Source organism: Vibrio iocasae (genome assembly GCF_042245395.1).
GTDB lineage: Bacteria > Pseudomonadota > Gammaproteobacteria > Enterobacterales > Vibrionaceae > Vibrio > Vibrio iocasae.
Genome location: NZ_CP145311.1, coordinates 3,318,508 through 3,340,460, shown reverse-complemented (window position 1 = coordinate 3,340,460; position 21,953 = coordinate 3,318,508). Strand labels below are relative to the sequence as shown.

Genomic DNA, 21,953 nt, shown 5'->3' with positions numbered 1-21,953 from the left:
ATGACTCAATGGATTTCAGGTCAATGGGTTGCGGGGCAGGGTGAGGTTATGACTTCATCAAGTCCTTATAATGATGAAGTTATCTGGACTGGCGATAGTGCTACTCCAGCTCAGGTTGAGCAAGCAGTAAAAACAGCACGTAAAGCGTACCTTGAATGGAAAAAGCTGAGTTACGAAGAGCGTGAAAAAGTCGTACTGGCGTTTGCTGAAGAAGTGAAAGCAAACAGCGAAGGTATTGCAGAGATCATTGCAAAAGAAACCGGTAAACCATTTTGGGAAACCAAAACGGAAGCGGGTGCGGTTGCAGGAAAAATTGCTATTTCTATTCGTGCCTATCATGAAAGAACCGGCGAAAAGCAGCGTGAAGCAGCAGGTAATCAGATTGTATTGCGTCACAGACCACTTGGTGTCATGGCGGTGTTTGGCCCATATAACTTCCCGGCTCATCTTCCAAACGGACATATGGTTCCAGCTTTGCTGGCGGGTAATACAATCGTGTACAAACCATCTGAGCAAACTCCTGCTACCGCTGAGTTCGTCATGAAGCTATGGCAGAAAGCAGGCTTACCTGAAGGTGTGATTAATATGGTTCAGGGTGCAAAAGAGACAGGTGTTGCTCTTGCTGAATCTAAAGGCATTGATGGCCTACTGTTTACCGGGAGCGCAAATACCGGACATATTCTTCACCGTCAGTTTGCGGGCCAGCCAGACAAAATGTTGGCTCTGGAGATGGGGGGTAATAACCCTATGGTTATCTCAGAAAATTATGGTGAAGTGGATGCGACGGTTTACACAATTGTGCAATCTGCATTTATCAGTGCAGGTCAGCGTTGTACCTGTGCCAGAAGGCTCTACGTACCTGAAGGTGAAAAAGGTGACGTGCTGATAGAGAAGCTTGTACAAGCAACCAACAACATAGTTGTTGATGAGCCGTTTGCCGATCCTCAGCCGTTTATGGGGCCACAAATCTCAGCTCAGGCAGCAGAAGTCATCCTTAACGCTCAGGCTAACCTTTTGACTATGGGCGCAGAGTCTTTGGTTGAAGCGAAACACACAAAGGCAGCTTTCGTTACACCTGGATTGATTGATGTTACCAAGGTCGCTGAACTTCCAGATGAAGAGTACTTTGGCCCGCTACTGCAGATTGTTCGTTACAAAGGTTTAGAAAACGCAGTTGATATGGCCAATGATACACGCTTTGGTTTGTCAGCAGGCTTAGTGTCTACCGAAAACAGCGAGTGGGATTATTTTGTTGAGCATATCCGTGCAGGCATCGTAAACCGTAACCGCCAGCTTACCGGTGCTAGTGGTGATGCACCATTTGGTGGCCCGGGTGCATCCGGAAACTTACGCCCAAGCGCTTACTACGCAGCAGACTACTGTGCATACCCAATGGCTTCAATGGAAGGTAGTGAGACTCTTCTGCCTGATACATTGAGTCCTGGAGTTAAGTTGTAACGTTAACTGTATCTATACGGGTATGGTTCCGCAAACCGCTCAAGTCATCCCTGAACGCTTAAACAAGGGCATCCATGTCCTTGTATGTTTGCTCCACCATACCCACACAGATACAGCGCTTATGCTCGTTCCCACGGTCCCCGTGGGAATGCATATCTGACTAAAAGAGCTTTATTAATGTCGAAATTGTTTGGTTTTATTGGCTCTGGTCTGCATTACCACGGGGAGCGTGGGAACGAGAGTTATTGGTAGATTCCTAGCTAGGTGAACGGCCAGTTCAGGAATGAAAATGGTGTGTCCAAGGAGGAACTATGTCACCAGATTTACTATTCCAGTCACTATGGCAGGACTACATCGCCCGCCTTTGCCCTTCAGCAGAGAAGGTTCATTCTTTACTTGAAGAGAATGAACCTCTTATCAATGATCATATCGCGTTGAGAACTTTCGGAGTAGAGCCTTTAGGTATTCAGACTCTGGCTAAACCATTTCTCGATTTAGGTTATAAAGAGTGTGGCGATTACGTGTTTGAAAGTAAGAATCTAACGGCAAAACACTTTGAACACCCTAACCCGAAACAACCAAAGGTTTTTATTAGCCAACTTGAGGTTGGTCTATGTTCTCCCGAGTTAGGTGCCATAGTTAACCGTTTAGTCGGGCAGCTAGATGCTGAAAAACTGAATTCAAGTGACTTCCTCTCAGGAGGCCGACTATGGGAAATAAGCCATCAAGAGTATGAGTTACTGGCAAAAGAGAGTGAGTATGCAGCGTGGTTATCTGCCCATGGGTATGGAGCTAACCACTTTACTGTAAGCGTTAATCAGCTTAATGAGTTTGATGAAGTGAAAGCGGTAAATGACCACCTGCGCGATTCAGGTTTCCGTATCAATGAGTCAGGTGGCGAAGTTAAAGGCTCACCAGACGTACTGCTTGAACAGTCATCAACTATGGCAGATAAGGTTCCTGTACAGTTTAGTGATGGCGAGTTTGTTATCCCCGGTGGCTTTTATGAGTTTGCTAAGCGCTATCCGATGGCTGATGGTGCCTTATATCCGGGGTTTGTAGCGGCTTCTGCAGATAAGATTTTTGAGAGTACAGATAATTAAGTACTTTAAATACTCCCGGACACTCGTTCAGTCAGTGTCCGGGGGTGGTAACTTACTGCTTATTCTAATCCAAGATCCAAAGGCGTTTTACTAGGTCTGCCCCCAATCTCTCTGGTTAGCTTAGGAACAAGGTAACCAGAGGTTTGTTCCATGACTCCCCGCATTATTGTTTTTGCTTCCTCATCACTAACAAAGAAATGGGCCGCACCCTGTACTTTATCCAGAACATGGAGGTAGTAAGGTTGGATTCCAGCATCAAATAAGCACTCGTTAAGCTCCACTTGTGTAGGTATAGAGTTATTGACCCCTTTCAGAAGGACACCCTGATTCAATAGAGTTGTACCGGCAAATTTAAGTTTGGCGAACGCTACTTTTAAAGTGTCATCAATCTCGTTTGGATGGTTGATATGAGAGACAAAAACAACCTGTAATCGTGTCGTCCGAATCAGATGACACAGATCATCAGTGATTCTTGAAGGAATAACAACGGGCAGACGGGAATGAATTCTCAGCCTCTTAATATGTGGGATATCGCTGATTTGTTTAAATAACCACTTCAGCTCGTGATCTTTTGCCATTAGCGGGTCACCACCGGAGAGAATGACCTCATTTAGCTCATCGTGCTTAGCGATATATTCAAGGCTTTGTTGCCAAACTGCTTTTGAACCTTTGTTATCACTATAAGGAAAGTGTCTTCGGAAACAGTACCGACAGTTAACAGCGCATCCGCCTTTTAATATCAACAGTGCTCTATTTTTATATTTATGAAGTAATCCAGGTTGTTCATTATCTTGCTCTTCCAGAGGATCTGAAGAGTATCCAGGGTGGACGTCAAGCTCCTCAGTGACAGGAAGAACCTGAGTAAGCAGTGGATCATTGATATCGCCTCGCTTCATACGAGAGACAAAAGAGTGAGGAACCCTTTGTGCAAACTGTCTTTTTGCATCGAAGCATATCTCACCCTCACTGTTTTTCGGCCACTCAGATTCTGGAATATGAAGCAATTTAAGCAAAACAATAGGATCTGAGATCCCATTCGCCAGTTCATTGATCCAGTTTTGCTCAACAGAAACTGATTTTCGGGTTATGATATGCGACATTAAATTTGACTCGAAAAATACGATAAGAGGAAACAATGGCTACAGTTAGCACTAATGAATTCAAAGGCGGCCTTAAACTAATGCTTGATAACGAGCCTTGCGTAATTCTTGAAAACGAATACGTAAAGCCGGGTAAAGGTCAGGCGTTCAACCGCGTTAAAATTCGTAAACTACTTTCTGGTAAGGTGCTAGAGAAAACATTTAAGTCTGGCGAAACTTGTGAAGTTGCTGACGTAATGGATATCGACCTAGATTATCTATACACAGACGGCGAATTCTACCACTTTATGAACGCAGAAACATTCGAACAAATCGCTGCTGATGCAAAAGCGGTTGGTGACAATGCTAAGTGGTTGGTAGAAAACAACACTTGTATGATCACTCTTTGGAACGGTAACCCAATTACAGTTACTCCACCAAACTTTGTTGAGCTTGAAGTTACAGAAACTGATCCAGGCCTTAAAGGTGATACTCAGGGTACTGGTGGTAAGCCTGCAACTCTGGCAACTGGTGCAGTTGTTCGTGTTCCTCTATTCATCCAGATTGGCGAAGTCATCAAAGTAGATACTCGCTCTGCTGAATACGTTGGTCGTGTGAAGTAATCTCTCTATTCGCGAACCATTAAAAAAGGCTGACACATTGTCAGCCTTTTTAGTTTCTGTTTTCAGGTATTTTAGATCATATAGACAAATACAACTGCCAGAACAGTGATAAAGCCAGCAACAAAGTAGCAAGCTATTTTACCCGCGGTACCAATATGCAGCTTAAGATCGTGCATACCGTGGTGCAGACGGTGCATTGCATGCCACATAGGCAGCGCCAGCGTACCGATAACAAACAGAGCACCAATAAAGCTGGTGGCAAAGTCGGCTACGCGCTCATAGCTCATTGCTTCTGCATCAATAACACCTAATGGTGCAAGGATACCCAGAACCAGTACGGTCACAGGGGTGATCATTGCAAACCAGGTGCCACCGGCACCGAACAGTCCCCACCATACCGGCTCGTCTGAACGTTTTGGATGTTTATCTACCACAATCGACTCCTTATACGATGATGAGAACAATCAGGGAAATCGCCGCTACAGCGCCCCACTGTGAAAGTACAATCAGCTTCTTATCCAGCAACTTACCCTTGATGCGAATCGGCATCACCTGAGGCATCATGCCAAAGAAGGTCTGAGCGTGGAACAAGCTGCCCAGCAGCGCCAGGATGTTGATAAAAATCACCAATGGGTTACCCATGAAGGTCAGCCACGCTTCCCATGACTCAGGGCCCTTCACTAAGCTGCCCAGCCCCCAGGTCAGGAACAAAGTGAAGAAAATCAAAGGCAGTACCGTTGCTTCACGCAACATGTACATACGGTAGAACTTGCTCTTCTGCCACCAGGTGGCTTTCATTTCACGAACATAAGGTTTACGGTTACTCATGTTTTACGCCTCCTGTGGTTTCAGCATCGCAATCATAAAGTCTTTCGAAGATTCTATCTTGCCCTGGTTAACAGCTGCAGCCGGGTCGACGTTCTTCGGACACACTTCCGAGCAGAAGCCCACGAAGGTACAACCCCAAACGCCGTTTTCACCGTTAAGCAGCTCCATACGCTCTTCTTTACCATTGTCACGGCTATCTAAGTTGTAGCGGTGCGCAAGAGTAATGGCCGCAGGACCTAAGAACTCAGGGTTCAGACCAAACTGAGGACACGCGGCGTAACACAGGCCACAGTTGATACACGCAGAGAACTGCTTGTATTTTGCCAACTGCTCAGGGGTCTGGTTGTTTGGCCCATCTTCTGGTGTACGGTCATTGCCTAAGATGTAAGGCTTCAGGGCTTCTAAGCGCTCAATGAATGGCGTCATGTCCACGACTAAGTCTTTTTCAATCGGGAAGTTCGCCAGTGGCTCAATCAGCATGCCATCCGGGTAGTCACGTAAGAAAGTCTTACACGCCAGTTTTGGATAGTTGTTCACCATCATGCCGCAAGAGCCACAAATCGCCATACGGCAAGACCAGCGGAACGACAGGTTTTTATCTAAGTTATCTTTGATGTAACCCAGTGCATCCAGAAGAGACATGGTCTCATCAAACGGCACTTCAAAGGTCTGGGTATACGGCTCTGCGTCTTTCTCAGGGTCATAACGCAGAATGTCGATTTTCTGTACTCGGTTCGCCATTATTTCTGCTCCTCTGATTCACCTGCTTTGGCCGCGGCTTCAGCGGCTTCTTTGGCTGCCGCTTCTTCTGCTGCTGCACCATACAGACGCGCTTTAGGCTGAGACTTAGTGATGATGACATCGCTGTAATCAATCGATGGCGCCGCATCTTCATTGAAGTGCGCCAGAGAGTGTTTCAGGAAGTCCTTATCATCACGCTCAGTGCAGCCTTCATCCAAACGCTGGTGTGCGCCACGGGATTCACGACGAAGAATCGCTGAGTGCGCCATCGCTTCCGCCACTTCCAGACCGTAGCCCACTTCAATGGCGTACAGAAGGTCAGTGTTAAACACCTTGCCTTTGTCTTTGATGCCAATGTTCTTATAACGCTTCTTAAGCTCAGCCAGTTTGTTGATGGTCTCTTCCAGCAGGTCTTCACGGCGGTAGATACCACAGCCCGATTCCATGGTTTTACCCATTTCAGTGCGGATTTCTGCCCAGTTCTCATCGCCTTCTTGCTCAAGCAGTGCGGCAATGCGTGCTTCCACCGCTTTCACTTGCTTCTCAATCGACGCGTCATTCCAGCCTTTGAACTCTTCTGCGCGTTTCACGGCGTTCTCACCCGCTACGCGGCCAAACACCACAAACTCCGCCAGAGAGTTTGAGCCCAGACGGTTGGCACCGTGCAGACCAGAAGAGGCACATTCACCCACGGCAAACAGACCTTTAATCTTGGTCTCACAGTTCGGGTCACACTCAATACCGCCCATGGTGTAGTGCACCGTTGGACGAATTGGGATTGGCTCTTTTGCCGGGTCGACGTTAACGTACGCTTTGGCCAGCTCACAGATAAACGGCAGACGCTCTTGCAGGTACTCTTCACCTAAGTGTGTCAGGTCCAGGTGCACCACATCACCGAGTGGGTGCTCAATGGTGTTGCCTTTTTGCTGCTCATGCCAGAACGCTTGAGACACTTTGTCACGAGGGCCCAGCTCCATGTATTTGTTCTTTGGCTCGCCAACCGGGGTTTCCGGTCCCATGCCGTAATCCTGAAGGTAACGGTAGCCATTCTTGTTGACGATGATACCGCCTTCACCACGACAGCCTTCGGTCATCAGGATGCCCGTACCCGGCAGGCCCGTTGGGTGATACTGAACAAACTCCATATCACGCAGTGGCACGCCATGACGATAGGCCATCGCCATACCATCACCGGTCACGATGCCACCATTGGTGTTGGTGTTGTACACACGACCCGCACCACCCGTCGCCAATACTACTGACTTAGCCTTAATGGTCACCAGTTCACCTTCGGACATGTGAATCGCCACCAGACCTTGTACTTCGTCATCTTCAACCAGAAGGTCAACCACGAAGTATTCATCAAAGCGTTTGATGGAATCGTACTTAATCGAGGTCTGGAACAGGGTGTGCAGCATGTGGAAGCCGGTCTTATCCGCAGCAAACCAGGTACGCTCTACCTTCATGCCACCGAAACGGCGCACGTTCACGTCCCCGTTCTCTTTACGGCTCCATGGGCAGCCCCATTGTTCCATCTGAATCATTTCGCGGGTCGCATTCTCCACGAAATACTCCACGACATTCTGCTCACACAGCCAGTCGCCACCGCCAACGGTATCGTTGAAGTGGTTATCCAGGCTGTCCTCATCTTTGATGACCGCAGCTGACCCGCCTTCTGCGGCCACGGTGTGTGAACGCATAGGGTAGACTTTCGAAATCAGGGCGACTTCTAAGTCAGGGTTGGCTTCAGCCGCTGCGATTGCAGTACGAAGACCAGCGCCGCCAGCGCCGATGACTGCGATATCTGTGGTTATGGTTTTCACAGTTATCCTCCAGTGTATTTTGCAACTAACAAGGGATGACACTAAAGTGTGCATCCCCAAGTGCATGCTCAAGATTTATAATAAATGTTTCACCTCGCTCCAGTTTACGGTAGCGATGTCATGAAAACATTGATGACATTGGTTTTTTTGTCATAGAAATGTGGTTTTTATGCTTTAAAACTGAATTTGTGATTAGTATCACCAGATCGTAAAATTAGCTCAGGATTATTTAATATCACCAAGTAGTTATATGAATGACAGCACACAAAATTGGCAACCAAATGCAACAATCTTACAACTGAAAAAAAGAGCTGAGCTGATTTCAAAAATCAGACAGTTTTTTAGTGGAAAAGATGTTCTTGAAGTAGATACGCCTGCAATGAGTCACGCCACAGTTACAGATATCCATTTGCATACTTTCAAAACCGACTTTGTTGGTCCGGGTTATGCGGACGGTCAAAATCTCTACCTTATGACCAGCCCTGAGTTTCACATGAAAAGACTTTTGGCAGCAGGTAGCGGCTCCATCTACCAGATCTGTAAGTCATTCAGAAACGAAGAAAATGGTCGTCACCACAACCCTGAATTTACTATGCTGGAGTGGTATCGGGTAGGGTTTAATCACCATGACTTAATGGAAGAAATGGATGAGCTATTACAGCTTATTCTAGGGTGTGGTAAAGCGGTGAAAACTACCTATCAGCAGGCATTTTTAAGTGTACTTGAAGTGTGCCCTCTGGAAGCGCCCATGGATGAGCTAAAAGAGGCTGCATATGAGTTGGGTTTGCGAGATATTGCCGAAAAAGAAGAGGATAGAGATACCTTACTTCAACTGTTGTTTAGCGTTGGAGTTGAGCCTCATATCGGACAGCATGCTCCAGCTTTTGTTTACGATTTTCCGGCGTCGCAGGCAGCATTAGCTAAAATCAATCAAGACGATCCTCGGGTGGCAGACCGCTTCGAGGTTTACTACAAAGGAATTGAGTTAGCGAATGGCTTTCACGAGCTGGATGATTCTGCCGAACAGTTAGCCCGATTTGTTGAAGACAACCAATATAGGAACAAGTCTGGACTAGAAATGCAGCCCATCGACTATAACCTTATCGATGCACTTAAAGCAGGACTTCCTGCATGTGCAGGCGTTGCTCTTGGTATCGACCGATTGATCATGCTGGCACTCGATTGTGACCATATTGATCAAGTGACCGCTTTTTCCTTCCCCAGAGCTTAAGAGACCAGTATCCCGGTTCCCAACACAGCGATAACTGCACCAAACCAGGCAAAGCGATTAGGCCTTTGTCTGGTAATCAACCATAATATTGGCAGCACCATAATGGGTGTCGTTGAAGAGAGCAGGGCGACCATACCAACGTTGCCGTCTCTCAATGCATACAGGATAAGTGTCATACCAACGGCCATTGCCAGAAAGCCATTGATAAAGGTGATGCCAAATACTCTTAGTGTCATAGGTTTTATTGGCTTGGCTAGCTTTGCCCCTGTCATTCTGAACAGAGAGTGAGCAACAAATGCCGCTATCATTCTAATAGCAGAAGCTGCAATAGGATCAACGGAGGTTTGCATAACGGGCTTCGCGATTATTCCGCCTAAAGCCTGACACAACGCTGCCAGTAAACCGAGCGCAATACCTACCCAGACATTTCCCTTTACCTCTTCCCAGTCATGCTGGTCTGCTTTTCTTTTTCCAAAAAAGATTGCCGTCAGGACACCAGAGAACACTAAAGCAGAGCCGATTAATTCGGCTCCACTCATAGTTTCACTAAACAGGAAATATCCCAGAATAGTAGAGAATACTGCGTGGCAAGAGAATAGCAGTCCTGCTTGTCTTGGTCCCATGCGATTCATACAGGCAAATAAGGCTGTATCACCAATAAAAATACCTATCAGGCCAGAAGCGACCATAGGAGATATATGGGAGAACTCTACCGTAAACCAGCCACCACTGATAAGCGCCATTGTAGATAAGATGACGGCAGTGCAACCCATTCTCCAGCGACTATAGGAGAAAGAGCCTAAATGACGGGCAGGTGTAACAGAGATGATACTGGATATTGCCCATAAAAAGGCAGCAGCAAGAGCAAGCCACTCAAATGACATAACGGTAAAGTGATATTTTTAAAGAGTGGAATAACTATGCACTATTTATTAAAGGAGAGCTACAAAAGAACGCCTCCATATCTTGAGTGATATTGAGGCGTTCTTGCCTTAGAAAAACAGATGATTAAGTGATGATCAATGCTGCGGTATAAACAATAAGCAAGCCGACAACACCGATGATAATGCCCGTCTTCGCCATATCTTTACTTTCAATAAGGCCGGTAGAGTAGGCCAATGAGTTAGGCGGTGTAGATACCGGTAGAATCATACCAAGTGATGCAGAGAAGGCGACGACAACCATCAGTCCCTGAAGGCCACCGATAACCGATAGACTTTCCATAGATGCACCAATAGCTGCGGCAATTGGCATCAACAAGTTAGCTGTTGCAGTGTTCGACATAAAGTTCGCCATCACCCAACAGACAAGAGACATGGTGATAACAACTGCTACCGGAGATAGAGACTCATAGTCGATAGCGTGTGCCAGTGCTGAGGCGAGTCCAGTTTTATCCAGACCAATACCAATTGCGATACCACCGGCAACCAGCCATAACACATCCCAGTTGATGAGCTTAAGTTCGTCTTTACCCATAATGCCAGTAAGCGTGAACACAGCCAGAGGAATGATAGAAACAACGTAAGTGTTCATTCCATGAACCTTAGTTGTCATCCATAACAGAATCGTCGCTGCAAAGGTTACGTAAACAACGATGGCTCTCCAGCTTTTCTTAAACTTACCATCAAGTCTGAGTACCATGCTCTCCTGAGATGACGGGAATAGTTTCTGAAGCAGGAACCATGCAAGGGTGAGCTGAACAATGACAAAGGGTAAACCCATCATCATCCAGGTTAGGAAGTCTATACTGTTCTCACCAGTCAGATACTGCAGAGCAATGGCGTTTGGTGGCGTACCTATTGGAGTTGCAATACCGCCAGTATTCGCTGCTATTGGAATACAGAGTACAAGCGCTTTGATACCTAAGTCTCCTTTTGGTGCTGAAGCAACAATAGGGCCAAGTAAGGCAAGCATCATTACCGTTGTTGCAGTATTCGACATGAACATCGAGAAGACTGCCGTTATCAGCATCAGGCCAAGCATAATGAACTTTGGTTGGGTGCCAAATGGTTTCAAAAGCACTCTGGCAAGGTTGTTATCTAGCTCATATTTAGACGCGGCGATAGCAAGAGCAAACCCCCCCATAAACAGAATGATAATTGGTGAAGAAAAAGCACTGAATATATCCGTGTAATTCATCATCTCACCAAAGTTATGCCCTTCCGGAGGCGATCTGAATAGATGCAAGCCTTTGTTAGATATCATGATCAGTTCCAGAGAAATAATCAGTATCGAGGTTGCAAACACCGGAACTGGTTCAAGTACCCAGAGTAGGGCTGCAAGCAGGAATATCGCAAGCAATCTGTGCTGGACTACAGTGAGATCATCTATTGGTATTAGATCAATCGGAAGGAATAGGACTAAGGTGGGGATTGCAAAGCAGATAAATAGCCTTATCAGGATCCCTGTATCTATTTTTTTCTTCTTCATCTTTAGCTCAACCTTGTCTCCGAAATAGCTGCAACTATTCGGACGTAAATTTAAAATTAACTGTAAGTTAGCTTAAAGTAAGTAAAAATCGGTTACTTAGATCAGGATTTAGTTTTCGCAATCGAAAGATAAAATTGTTGAAATGGTTTGTTTTTGGTCAAATTTTGCTTTAAAGCACACAAAAAAGCCGACAATAAATGTCGGCTTGGGGAGATTACAGAATCTTCTACTCAGCGCTTTCGTTATCTGAGTCCTGTTTTAGGTGAGCGTAAGGTCTACCCAGTACGGTTTTTTCACCGTTTGCCATGCTTTTATCAAAGGTAACCTTGCCTTTAGCAAACATATTGATGACGGTTGAACCGAGCTTAAAGCGTCCCATCTCGTCACCTTTTTTCAGAACAACAGCCTTATTGCCTTCGCTTGGGTAGTCCCAGCGATAAACCGTATTTCCGCGAGGTGGTGTGATGGTGCCAGACCAGACAACTTCGATACTGCCAACAATCGTTGCACCAACCAGAATATGTGCCATTGGACCAAACTCTGTATCGAAGATGCACACAACACGTTCATTCTTAGCAAAAAGACCTGGTACGTGTTCTGTTGTAAGAGGGTTTACTGAATAAAGCTCGCCCGGAACGTAAATCATCTGACGAAGCGTGCCGTCACAAGGCATGTGAACTCTATGGTAATCACTTGGGGAAAGATAGAGTGTCGCAAACTCACCATCTTCGAACTCTTTATACAGCTCGTAATCACCACCCAACAACTCCTGTGCAGAGAAATCATGTTTCTTAGCCTGAATCAGTCGGCCATTTTGGATTGGACCAAACTGACTTACACGAGCATCTGCAGGGTGAACGATTGTCTGTTCACCTTCTTCAATTGGTCTTGCATTCTCTTGAAGCTCACGAACGAAAAAGTCGTTAAAAGATTTGAAGTAAGCAGGGTTAGAATGAAGAGCTTCATCCATGTTTATTTTGTATTGCTTGATAAACAGGCGAATAATCGCAGTAGTAAAACTTCCTAGTTTTGCTTCCGCTAGCAGGCCAGCCAGCCTTGTAATAGTGTGCTTTGGGCCCCAAAGCTGAAACCAGATTTTTACTTTTTCTATAAGTGTCATATCTACTTATTACCAATATCCATTGTGCTATGCCGCGCGAATGTTACTCAATATCAAAAAGTTTGTACACTCGCGAAACAATTTGTCATTCCTAATATGGCTACAAGTCAGCTTTTTTGCTCCGGGAATACTGTCTATTCGCCTTGTTCTCACTCATGCTTTCGATGATTCTGTGGTAGTTATCAAAACGAGTTTTATCTATCGAGCCATTTTCCATCTCTTCTCTTAGGGCGCAGCCTGGATCGTCCAGATGTTTACAATCTCGGAACTTACAACCGCCTAGATGTGGACGAAACTCAACAAAGGCTTCAGTCACTTCATCTGGTTCCAGATGCCACAAACCAAACTCTCGCACTCCTGGTGAATCAATCAAGTCACCGCCTTTAGGGAAATGATACAAGCGAGCCGCTGTTGTTGTGTGTTGCCCAAGTCCAGAGTTTTCTGAAACAAGGCCTTCTTCTGCGTTAACTTCTGGGAGCAGCGCGTTAACCAGACTGGATTTACCAACACCAGACTGACCTACAAAGATGTTAATTCGATCTTTGAGTTCCGCTTGGAGTTGGTCGATACCTTCTCCTGTTTCTTTACTAACAAACAACACTTTGTAGCCGATAGACTCATAGACACTCAGCTGCTTTTGATAGTCTTCTAACTGACCTTCAGGAATAAGGTCAGTCTTGTTTAACACGATCAATGGGGCAATGTGCAAAGTCTCAGAAGCGACAAGATACCGGTCGATAATGTTTAGCGATAGCTCAGGAAGAACAGAAGATACGATAACCATCTGGTCTACGTTTGCTGCAACAGGCTTTAGGCCGTCGTAATAGTCTGGACGTGTCAGCATAGAAACACGTGGCTCAACAGCTTCCACAACACCAGAAATACCAGCCATAGACTCAAGCCCCGGCTTCCAGATAACTTTGTCTCCGGATACCAGGCTTTCTATGCCTCGGCGCAGGTTACATCGGTGGATTTCGCCACTGTCGGTGTCTTCGATGTCAGCATGTTGTCCGAAACGAGTGATAACCAGCCCTGTTTTTGCTGAGCCCAGCATGTTTTCATCCCACTGAACCGTTTCTTCTTGTTTCAGTCGTTTCTTCTGGTTGCTGCGTACTCGTCGCACCTGACCCTTTGTAAGCTTTTTCTTTTTCGCCACGTTATTCCTGTATGCCCGCAGGCACTTTGCTATGGTTGTTTACTGCTAGGACGGGTATCATAACTCTTTTAAAGGCAAAATAGGCAACTCATCTATGTCATTCAGCGATCAAAACTTAATTTGGGTCGATCTTGAGATGACGGGATTAGATCCCGAAATACACAAGATCATTGAAATAGCGACGATAGTGACCGACAGTGAACTCAATATTCTGGCTGAAGGTCCGGTACTCGCTATTCATCAACCAAAGGAAGAGCTGGATAAAATGGATGAGTGGTGCACAACCACGCATACCGGAAGTGGCTTGGTAAAACGCGTACAGGAAAGTAATGTTGATGAGCAAGAAGCAATTCGTCAGACAGTAGAGTTTCTTGAAAAGTGGGTACCTAAAGGTAAATCACCGATTTGCGGTAACAGCATTGGACAAGACAGACGTTTTCTATACAAACATATGCCTGAGCTGGAAGAGTACTTCCATTATCGCTATTTGGATGTGAGTACACTAAAAGAACTGACCCGCCGTTGGAAGCCGGAAGTATTGGACGGTTTTTCTAAATCAGGTAGTCATCTAGCTTTGGATGATATTCGGGAATCGATTGCTGAACTTAAGTACTACCGCGAGAACATATTTTCTATTTAAGTTTTCTATGCACCTAAGCCCTTAAATATAAAAATCAGGGGCTTATTTGCGCTGTTTGGCGTTTTTTTCATCAAACTGTAAAAAAAATCAATTTTTTCGATAGAAAGACTTGCATCACAAAAAAATGCTCTTATAATTCGCAGCCCTAAACGACGAAAGACGTTTAAAGCGACACTAGCTCAGTTGGTAGAGCGCAACCTTGCCAAGGTTGAGGTCACGAGTTCGAACCTCGTGTGTCGCTCCAAATTACAGTTTTCATCGTACTTAACGGTGACACAATACGGACGCGGGGTGGAGCAGCTTGGTAGCTCGTCGGGCTCATAACCCGAAGGTCGTCGGTTCAAATCCGGCCCCCGCAACCAAATGCGACACTAGCTCAGTTGGTAGAGCGCAACCTTGCCAAGGTTGAGGTCACGAGTTCGAACCTCGTGTGTCGCTCCAAATTACAGTTCTCATCGTACTTAACGGTGACACAATACGGACGCGGGGTGGAGCAGCTTGGTAGCTCGTCGGGCTCATAACCCGAAGGTCGTCGGTTCAAATCCGGCCCCCGCAACCAATTCTCTTTATGAGATATGCGACACTAGCTCAGTTGGTAGAGCGCAACCTTGCCAAGGTTGAGGTCACGAGTTCGAACCTCGTGTGTCGCTCCAAATTCTCCTTCTACAGTTATCAGTTTTTATAACGGTAGAACTGACCAGACATGGTCATCCGCTCTTTTCATGCTGTGAAGCATAATCCCACAAAATATATCGTTCTGAGCTGAATAGGTTTTTTCAGCAATGAAGGCTTCGATGTGCTGATTGCACTGTTAGCTGACAATTTTTCCACCGCTCAATCATATATAGAGTGGTAGCTCAGTACATTTCTAGAATATTATTCAACAGACTTATCCACACAGTCGTTTCTGTGGATAACTTAGTGTATATTTCTATTTGTCAGCGATCAGATGAGCTATTTAAGTAAGATCCTTTCTCATTGTTAAATAATCAAAAGTAACCTGAATACAGCTAAGTGCTTGATTTTTAGTGTGGTGCTCTTTCGTTTTTCAGTTTTTTAAGTAAATAAAAAAGATCATTAAGTCGTTGTTTTTTGATCTTCATCATTTCTACGTGATGTGTTTAACTTTCTTAAGAACGTTAGAATTTTGACAGGAATATTTTTTTGTCCACATTAAAAATTTGGGAGCTATATCAAACACTGTACGTTAATCGTGTGTAGATATGCCAAAAATCTATGCATCTCTGGGTAAACCTTTCTCAATTATACGAATAAGACGTTCGGTTTTATTATTTCGTCCAGGAAGTTGTTCTAGCTGCTGTTCGAGTGCCCACCGGATATGTTCATCCAGTACTTCACTTAAGCCAGTTTTGCCTTTAAGTGCATCAATGTATTTTTGCGAGTAGGGTGCGTTACCTATAGCAATTGATAGGTTTCTTAGCCACTGAACATAACCAATTCGACGAATCGCAGAACCTTCCATATTTTTTAGGAACTCATCTTCACTCCATGCCCAGAGCTTTATTAGGTCGGCATCTTGAAACGCTTCTCTTCTGTGAAAATCCTGACGCTCTGTAATGTTAGAATGCCGATTCCAGGGGCACACTAACTGACAATCATCACAGCCATATATACGGTTGCCCATCTGTTTTCTGAATTCTTCAGGAATAACGCCATCGTATTCGATGGTGAGGTAAGAGATACATTTACGTGAATCCACAACACCTTCGCTGACAATCGCACCTGTAGGACAGGAAGTAATACATGCTGTACATTTCCCGCATTCATCTTCAGAAGGAGTATCGGTAGGTAGTGGTAGATCGACCAGTAACTCTCCTAGAAAGAACCAAGAACCTGCTTGTTGATTGAGTATGAGTGAGTGTTTGCCCACCCAACCTAACCCCGCTTTTTGCGCCAATGGGCGTTCAAGGATTGGGGCTGAATCAACAAATGGGCGAGCACCAAGAGAAGAGACTTCATTTTTAATTTTTTGTGCCAGCTTTTTTAATTGATTCCGTACAAGCTTATGGTAGTCACGGCCAAGAGCATATCGGCTGATATAAGCTTGGTTCTTGTCTTTCAAATTAGATGCAAACCCTGCTTCTGGTGGCAAGTAATCCATCCTTGCACTGATTACTCTCATGGTCCCCGGTAGCAGCTCATCAGGTCTGGCGCGCATCATTCCGTGTCTGGACATCCACTCCATTTCACCGTGAAAGCCTCGATCCAACCATTCTTGCAGAGGTTTTTCGTGTTCCGACAGGTCAATATCGCTGATACCAACTTGCTGGAAGCCAAGCTCACTTCCCCATTGTTTAATCTTTTGTGCAAGTTGATCGTAGTTCATAAATTCAGCTCTTCTTAAATCGGAGCGCGATTGTAAACCTTTGGCTGTAGCGGGAAAAGACATCTGATACAGGTAAGTATAAAAGTTAAATAAGAAAATTTATCTCTTTCTGACAACTTACTGTTTTTGTTTGATTTAATACCTTTCGCATTCCTGAATATCAAAATTCATTGCCCCTGAAGTCTTGTATCTCAAAACAGACACAGTTTACTATGCGACTTTTGCAGATTTTTATATAGTCGAAAAAGTAATGACTGAAATGAATACAAAACTATTTTCTCTAGAAAACGAAGCTTCAACAGTAGCGCTTGGAACGTCTTTAGCTGGCATTTGTTCGCAGCAGACGACGATTTATTTGCATGGTGATCTGGGAGCGGGTAAAACGACCTTTAGTCGTGGTTTTGTTAAAGCTCTGGGTCATTCCGGGAATGTGAAAAGCCCGACATATACACTGGTGGAGCCATATCAGCTTGCTGACTGGCAGGTCTATCACTTTGACCTGTATCGACTTGCTGATCCGGAAGAGCTGGAGTTTATGGGAATCCGTGACTACTTTACGCCAGATGCAATCTGTTTAGTAGAGTGGCCGGAGAAAGGAGAAGGTCTACTGCCAGCAGCGGATCTTGATATAGAAATTCGCTATGTTGGCGAGCAAAGAGAAGCTCGCTTAGTCGCAAATAGCGAGTATGGTAAGAATTTGCTTAGTCGTTTGGAGTTGAGTTGATTTATAAGCAAGTCAGAGCTCTTTTTTATCCGCTCATTTTATTATTATCGTTGTTTTCTACCAGTGCATTCGCAAATGTGCTGGAAGGAGTCCGTGTTTGGCCATCACCGGATGAAACACGCGTAGTCATAGATTTAAAGTCAGAGGTTGAGTACAGCTACTTTACACTGACCAGCCCATACCGAATCGTTGTTGATCTGAAAAAGACATCTCTTGATGCTAAGCTGCCAATGACAGTTTCAGATAGCAAAGTCCTAAAAAAGATTCGTAAGAGCTCGCCTCCGCAGAAAGGCACATTTCGTCTGGTTTTTGAACTAAAAACGAAAGTTACTCCCAAGCTATTTAAGCTAAGCCCCACACCAGGAGGACAGTACGGGCACCGCCTGGTGGTGGACATGCCTCACTCCTCAAAGAGCACTGCTCCTGCAACAACATCCAGTAGTTCTGGCAAACCTAAAGCGAGCCGCGATGCATCTCAGCTTTATGGAAATGCGGATATTGTTATTGCCATCGATGCTGGCCACGGCGGTGAAGACCCTGGTTCAGTCGGACCAACTAAAAAATACGAAAAGCATGCGACGTTAGCGATATCGAGAAAGTTAGCAGATCAGATCAACAGAATTGATGGTATGAAGGCGGTTCTTACTCGTAATGGAGATTACTTCGTTAATCTGAATAAACGCTCTGAGATTGCTCGTAAGAAGAAAGCGCATATGTTGGTCTCCATTCACGCGGATGCTTTTACTTCTCCACAACCTCGAGGAGGTTCGGTATTCGTACTTAATACTCGTAGAGCGAATACTGAAATAGCACGTTGGGTCGAGAATCATGAAGCTCAATCCGAGCTTTTAGGGGGCGCAGGTGATGTGCTTGCTAAGAATGCAGACGACAAAAACGTAAGTCAGACCTTACTAGATCTTCAGTTCGCTAACTCTCAAAAGGAAGGGTATAAGGTTGCCGTTAAGATGTTGGCTGAGATGGGGAAAGTCACTCGCTTGCATAAAAAGAAACCGGTCAATGCCAGTCTTGCTGTATTAAAATCACCGGATATTCCTTCTGTTCTAGTTGAAACAGGGTTTATTTCTAACCCGACGGAAGAGAGATTGTTATTCCAACGCTCTCACCAGAACAAGTTAGCACAAGCTTTGACTAAGTCTCTTGTTCAGTATTTTGAAGAGAATCCGCCAGAGGGTACCAAATTTGCTCAGCGTAGAACTCTCAAAAAGCACAAAGTATCTCGCGGGGAGTCACTTTCTGTCATTGCTAAAAAATATGGTGTTTCGACTAAGTCGATCATAAGTACTAACAACTTGAAGAGTACCAGTCTGGCTATAGGTCAGGTACTGACTATTCCAGGTAGCAAACCTATCGTTGTAACACAGCCTAAAAATCCGGTTGAAACTGAAGTTATTACCCATGTCGTTAAATCTGGAGAATATCTAGGAAAGATTGCTTCCAGGTACAAAGTATCTGTAGAAAGCATTCGGAGACAGAACAAATTAAAACGCGATACGTTATGGGTTGGTCAAAAACTCAAGATAACGGTTAAGCTTAAGGACCGCTCACCAAGAGTTCATGTGGTGCAACGTGGTGAGTTCCTTAGTAAGATTGCTAAACGCTATGGTGTTACTGTTAGTAGCATCCGAACTGCAAATAAATTGAGATCCGATGAACTGGCAATCGGTCAGAAACTGGTTATTCCATACCGATAGGCTGTTTATCTAACTTTAAAAAGAATAATCAGTGACAATAAAAATATTGCCAGCACGTCTGGCAAACCAGATCGCAGCAGGAGAGGTTGTTGAGCGTCCTGCATCGGTTGTTAAAGAGCTTGTTGAAAATAGTCTGGACTCTGGCGCTACCAGAATCGATATCGATATCGAGAAAGGTGGCGCTAAGCTTATTCGTGTACGGGATAACGGTAAAGGCATTGTAAAAGATGAGCTTGGCTTAGCATTAAGTCGTCACGCTACCTCCAAAATCCATACGCTTGATGATCTGGAAGCCATTTTAAGTCTTGGTTTTCGGGGTGAGGCTTTGGCGAGTATCAGCTCAGTGGCTCGTTTGACACTGACTTCGCGTACCGCAACTCAGGAAGAAGCCTGGTCTGCTTACAGTGAAGGCCGGGATATGGCTGTGAAGCTGCAACCTTCGGCACACCCGGTAGGAACGACCGTTGAAGTGCTGGATCTCTTCTTCAATACACCGGCCAGACGAAAGTTCTTAAGAACTGAGAAAACAGAGTTTTCCCATATTGATGAACTTCTGAAGAAGATCGCTCTGAGTCGTTTCGATGTCACCATTAATTTGCGTCATAACGGTAAGTCGGTACGTCAATACCGAGCCGCTAAAACTGAAATTCAGGCAGAAAAGCGATTGGCGTCTGTTTGTGGTTCCGCTTTTGTCCGTAATATGTTGAAGATAGAACTTGTACATAACGGCCTTAAGTTAAGTGGCTGGATTACAACTCCAGAAGGGGCTAGACAGCAAAGTGACCTGCAATATTGCTATGTAAACGGGCGTATGATGAGAGACAAGCTTATCAATCATGCTATCCGTCAGAGCTATGAAACAACACTGAAACCAGAGCAGTTTGCTGCTTATGTTCTATTTATCGAGCTCGATCCTCATCAGGTTGACGTTAATGTCCATCCGGCTAAGCACGAAGTTCGTTTCCATCAGGCTAGATTAGTTCATGATTTTATCTATCAGGCTCTAGCGGATGCACTGGCTCAGAGTAACTATATAGACTCTCCTCAACGCTCAGAAGCGGCATACGAAACACCTACTCAAGATACTGACACTTTCGAAGTGGCGGAAACCCGAGTTCCAGATCAGGTAATGGAAGCGATAGCTAAGACACCGGCTTATCCAGGACAAAACCATTACAAAAAAGAAGAAAGAACAACAGATAAAGAATCTCATTCACAATCTGTTACAAATAACTCATGGGTGGATTCTGGTTCTTCTTATCGTCAATCTTCCAGCAAAGGTGGCAAGAGAGAGGTGGAAGCTTCATCTAGAAAGGGTGAAGTCCGAGCTTATCAGGAGCTGTTAAAAACACCGGATGTAAAACCACTTGAGGCAAAACAGGTAGAAAATGAGGCATCCGGTAAAAATTTAGCTACTTTAAATGATCTACCGATAGACAAGCTGAACAAAGCGATTTCAGTTGTGAACCAGCGTTATTTGATGATGAGTTCATCTAACGGAGCGGCCTTAGTTTCTCTTGCGAAAGCTGAGTGGTATAGGAGCTTAGGGCAACTTCAGACTAATAGTGGTTCTCTGAAGCCTCAGCCATTATTAGTGCCTTTGTCGGTGAAATTAGAGAAAGAGTTAGTAGCTGCACTGGAAAGTGCTCAGGTGCTTTTGAAGAAGTTTGGTATTGAAATTAAAGCCAAGAACCACAATAGCATAATGGCGATGGCAGTACCGCAACCGTTAAGACAACAAAATCTACAACAGTTGCTACCGGATCTGTTATCTTACGCGGCTCAGAACATAAATGAGCTGGATGAACAGACTCTGGCTTATTGGCTGACACAACAGATTACACAGATAAAAAGTGACTACACTTTGTCTGAGGGCATCCAGTTAATAGCTGAATTAGAGCAGCTATGGGAAGCTGGACTGCCATTAAATGATCGGCAGTTTGTACAGCCAGTTGATTTCACCGCCACGGTAGCAAAGTTTAATGAATAAAGAATTACCTTTGGCTCTGTTTTTAATGGGCCCAACCGCTTCGGGCAAGACAGATTTAGCAATCAAACTCCGCCAGAAGTATCCGGTAGAGATAATTAGTGTTGATTCAGCGCTGATTTACAAAGGAATGGATATAGGTACAGCGAAGCCGGATGAAGAAGAGTTAAAGCTAGCACCTCATAAGCTGATAGACATTTTAGATCCGGCAGAAGCGTACTCCGCTGCGGATTTTCGTCGTGACGCCCTGAAAGAAATGGCTGAAATAGTAGCAGACGGAAAAATTCCTCTATTGGTTGGCGGAACTATGTTGTATTACAAGGCTCTACTAGAAGGGCTTTCGCCATTGCCTGCTGCAAATCCTGAAATCAGGAAACAGATTGAAGAGGAAGCAGAGGCAAAAGGATGGGGGGCACTTCATGATCAGTTAAGAGATCTTGATCCCGTATCAGCAGAAAGAATTCACCCGAATGATCCACAAAGATTGTCTCGGGCATTGGAAGTTTATCGAATTTCAGGTAAAACTCTAACTGAGCTGACAAAAACTCAAGGAGAACCTATTCCTTATCGAGTTAAACAGTTCGCAATTGCGCCTAAGGAAAGGGCAGAACTCCATCGTCGAATCGAACTCAGGTTTGATAAGATGATCCAGTCTGGTTTTGAAGATGAAATGAAGGCACTCTATGCCAGAAAGGATCTTCACCCGGATCTTCCATCAATACGATGTGTGGGTTATCGACAGATGTGGGACTATTTGGACGGGAATTGTTCTTTGGACGAAGCGGTATTCCGTGGCGTCTGTGCAACCCGCCAATTGGCCAAGCGACAAATTACCTGGTTACGCAGCTGGGATAATTTAACTTGGTTAGATAGCGAGAACATTGAAGACGCTCTAAAGTTAATGTCGAATGCAATAGAATCGAATTAACTTTGCTGTGTATAATGTGATCG

At 44.9% G+C, this 21,953-nt stretch carries 19 protein-coding genes and 5 tRNA genes; 14 read left to right on the top strand and 10 right to left on the bottom strand.

Annotated elements, in window-relative coordinates:
* Together astD and SNR28_RS25150 are read left to right on the top strand one after the other, a co-directional pair.
* Positions 1-1,458: a succinylglutamate-semialdehyde dehydrogenase gene (astD, locus tag SNR28_RS25155; RefSeq protein ID WP_375751661.1), complete on the top strand. Its 1,458-nt coding sequence runs from the start codon at positions 1-3 to the stop codon at positions 1,456-1,458.
* A 311-nt stretch (positions 1,459-1,769) separates the two neighbouring features.
* Positions 1,770-2,561, top strand: coding sequence for a DUF1338 domain-containing protein (locus tag SNR28_RS25150; protein ID WP_375751659.1), 792 nt, complete (start codon positions 1,770-1,772; stop codon positions 2,559-2,561).
* 59 nt (positions 2,562-2,620) lie between these two features.
* Here the strand turns inward: SNR28_RS25150 and epmB are convergent, their stop codons facing one another.
* Positions 2,621-3,661, bottom strand: a complete 1,041-nt coding sequence (gene epmB / locus SNR28_RS25145; protein WP_375751657.1) for an EF-P beta-lysylation protein EpmB — start codon at positions 3,659-3,661, stop codon at positions 2,621-2,623.
* 35 nt (positions 3,662-3,696) lie between these two features.
* On the opposite strand from epmB, the gene efp reads away from it, so the two are divergent.
* On the top strand, positions 3,697-4,263 hold the full coding sequence (efp, locus tag SNR28_RS25140; RefSeq protein ID WP_375751656.1) for an elongation factor P: 567 nt from the start codon (positions 3,697-3,699) through the stop codon (positions 4,261-4,263).
* A 71-nt stretch (positions 4,264-4,334) separates the two neighbouring features.
* Here efp and frdD read toward each other — a convergent pair whose 3' ends face one another.
* Genes frdD through frdA form a run of 4 tightly spaced genes read right to left on the bottom strand, consistent with a single transcriptional unit; the run spans position 4,335 to position 7,655 of the window.
* Complete coding sequence (gene frdD, locus SNR28_RS25135) at positions 4,335-4,697, bottom strand: fumarate reductase subunit FrdD (protein ID WP_375751654.1); 363 nt, start codon at positions 4,695-4,697, stop codon at positions 4,335-4,337.
* A 10-nt stretch (positions 4,698-4,707) separates the two neighbouring features.
* The gene (gene frdC, locus SNR28_RS25130; protein ID WP_375751653.1) at positions 4,708-5,091 is read right to left on the bottom strand and encodes a fumarate reductase subunit FrdC; all 384 of its coding nucleotides are present in this window, start codon (positions 5,089-5,091) and stop codon (positions 4,708-4,710) included.
* A gap of 3 nt (positions 5,092-5,094) precedes the next feature.
* A complete protein-coding gene (locus tag SNR28_RS25125; RefSeq protein WP_375749919.1) occupies positions 5,095-5,835 on the bottom strand; it encodes a succinate dehydrogenase/fumarate reductase iron-sulfur subunit in 741 nt (246 codons plus the stop codon).
* Entirely contained in the window at positions 5,832-7,655 is a 1,824-nt protein-coding gene (gene frdA, locus SNR28_RS25120) for a fumarate reductase (quinol) flavoprotein subunit (RefSeq protein WP_375748743.1), read from the bottom strand. The genes SNR28_RS25125 and frdA overlap by 4 nt, the downstream gene beginning before the upstream one ends.
* Before the next feature lie 250 nt (positions 7,656-7,905).
* Here frdA and epmA point away from each other — a divergent pair, with 250 nt between their 5' ends.
* A complete protein-coding gene (gene epmA / locus SNR28_RS25115; RefSeq protein ID WP_375751651.1) occupies positions 7,906-8,886 on the top strand; it encodes an elongation factor P--(R)-beta-lysine ligase in 981 nt (326 codons plus the stop codon).
* On the opposite strand, the gene SNR28_RS25110 is transcribed toward epmA, so the two are convergent.
* The 4 genes from SNR28_RS25110 to rsgA all read right to left on the bottom strand — a co-directional run bounded on the left by SNR28_RS25110 (position 8,883) and on the right by rsgA (position 13,592).
* Positions 8,883-9,770: a DMT family transporter gene (locus SNR28_RS25110; protein WP_375751649.1), complete on the bottom strand. Its 888-nt coding sequence runs from the start codon at positions 9,768-9,770 to the stop codon at positions 8,883-8,885. The genes epmA and SNR28_RS25110 overlap by 4 nt on opposite strands.
* A 124-nt stretch (positions 9,771-9,894) precedes the next feature.
* Positions 9,895-11,316, bottom strand: a complete 1,422-nt coding sequence (locus SNR28_RS25105; RefSeq protein ID WP_375751648.1) for an SLC13 family permease — start codon at positions 11,314-11,316, stop codon at positions 9,895-9,897.
* Between the two features lie 226 nt (positions 11,317-11,542).
* Complete coding sequence (gene asd, locus SNR28_RS25100; RefSeq protein ID WP_375751647.1) at positions 11,543-12,436, bottom strand: archaetidylserine decarboxylase; 894 nt, start codon at positions 12,434-12,436, stop codon at positions 11,543-11,545.
* Positions 12,437-12,536: 100 nt separating this feature from the next.
* Positions 12,537-13,592: a small ribosomal subunit biogenesis GTPase RsgA gene (rsgA, locus tag SNR28_RS25095; protein WP_375751646.1), complete on the bottom strand. Its 1,056-nt coding sequence runs from the start codon at positions 13,590-13,592 to the stop codon at positions 12,537-12,539.
* Between the two features lie 94 nt (positions 13,593-13,686).
* Here rsgA and orn point away from each other — a divergent pair, with 94 nt between their 5' ends.
* The 6 genes from orn to SNR28_RS25065 all read left to right on the top strand — a co-directional run bounded on the left by orn (position 13,687) and on the right by SNR28_RS25065 (position 14,885).
* Positions 13,687-14,232 carry an oligoribonuclease gene (gene orn, locus SNR28_RS25090; RefSeq protein WP_375751644.1) on the top strand — a complete coding sequence of 182 codons (546 nt, stop codon included), beginning with the start codon at positions 13,687-13,689 and terminating at the stop codon, positions 14,230-14,232.
* Positions 14,233-14,400: 168 nt separating this feature from the next.
* Positions 14,401-14,476 (top strand) — tRNA-Gly (locus SNR28_RS25085).
* 41 nt (positions 14,477-14,517) lie between these two features.
* Positions 14,518-14,594: transfer RNA gene (locus SNR28_RS25080), tRNA-Met, on the top strand.
* Between the two features lie 3 nt (positions 14,595-14,597).
* A tRNA-Gly gene (locus tag SNR28_RS25075) sits at positions 14,598-14,673 on the top strand.
* A 41-nt stretch (positions 14,674-14,714) separates the two neighbouring features.
* Positions 14,715-14,791 (top strand) — tRNA-Met (locus SNR28_RS25070).
* Between the two features lie 18 nt (positions 14,792-14,809).
* Positions 14,810-14,885, top strand: a tRNA-Gly gene (locus SNR28_RS25065).
* Positions 14,886-15,466: 581 nt separating this feature from the next.
* Here the strand turns inward: SNR28_RS25065 and queG are convergent.
* Positions 15,467-16,579: a tRNA epoxyqueuosine(34) reductase QueG gene (queG, locus tag SNR28_RS25060; protein WP_375751643.1), complete on the bottom strand. Its 1,113-nt coding sequence runs from the start codon at positions 16,577-16,579 to the stop codon at positions 15,467-15,469.
* A 259-nt stretch (positions 16,580-16,838) separates the two neighbouring features.
* Here queG and tsaE point away from each other — a divergent pair, with 259 nt between their 5' ends.
* Genes tsaE through miaA form a run of 4 tightly spaced genes read left to right on the top strand, consistent with a single transcriptional unit; the run spans position 16,839 to position 21,930 of the window.
* A complete protein-coding gene (gene tsaE, locus SNR28_RS25055; RefSeq protein ID WP_375751641.1) occupies positions 16,839-17,303 on the top strand; it encodes a tRNA (adenosine(37)-N6)-threonylcarbamoyltransferase complex ATPase subunit type 1 TsaE in 465 nt (154 codons plus the stop codon).
* A gap of 35 nt (positions 17,304-17,338) precedes the next feature.
* Complete coding sequence (locus SNR28_RS25050) at positions 17,339-19,015, top strand: N-acetylmuramoyl-L-alanine amidase (protein WP_375754174.1); 1,677 nt, start codon at positions 17,339-17,341, stop codon at positions 19,013-19,015.
* A gap of 31 nt (positions 19,016-19,046) precedes the next feature.
* Entirely contained in the window at positions 19,047-21,005 is a 1,959-nt protein-coding gene (gene mutL, locus SNR28_RS25045; RefSeq protein WP_375751639.1) for a DNA mismatch repair endonuclease MutL, read from the top strand.
* Complete coding sequence (gene miaA / locus SNR28_RS25040) at positions 20,998-21,930, top strand: tRNA (adenosine(37)-N6)-dimethylallyltransferase MiaA (protein WP_375751637.1); 933 nt, start codon at positions 20,998-21,000, stop codon at positions 21,928-21,930. Before mutL ends, miaA begins: the two co-directional genes overlap by 8 nt.
* Positions 21,931-21,953 lie beyond the last annotated feature (23 nt).